Source organism: Pseudomonas sp. HY13-MNA-CIBAN-0226, from assembly GCF_040310305.1.
GTDB classification, from domain to species: domain Bacteria; phylum Pseudomonadota; class Gammaproteobacteria; order Pseudomonadales; family Pseudomonadaceae; genus Aquipseudomonas; species Aquipseudomonas gregormendelii.
On the sequence record NZ_JBEOPS010000300.1, the window covers coordinates 1 to 267 of the forward strand.

Annotated in this window: 1 protein-coding gene; it reads left to right on the top strand. The window is 50.2% G+C overall.

Features of this window, described 5'->3' with window-relative positions:
• Window positions 1-267, top strand: a 267-nt coding sequence (locus tag AAEZ05_RS28840; protein ID WP_350650017.1) for a magnesium chelatase domain-containing protein, incomplete at both ends; no start/stop codon positions are given.

Here is a 267-nt window from a genome sequence, read left to right on the forward strand (position 1 = left end):
TCGTCGGTCTGCCAGAAGCTGCTGTGCGCGAGAGTAAAGATAGAGTGCGCTCAGCGATTCTTAATTCTGGATTTCAGTTTCCCAATCGTCGCCTGACGATTAATCTAGCACCAGCAGACCTGCCAAAAGATGGCGCACGGCTGGATTTGCCTATTGCTATTGGCATCTTGGCAGCCAGCGATCAGTTGGATCCAGAGGTACTAGCAGGGTTTGAGTTTATCGGTGAGCTTGCATTAAATGGAAATTTGCGGCAAGTCACTGGCAGCT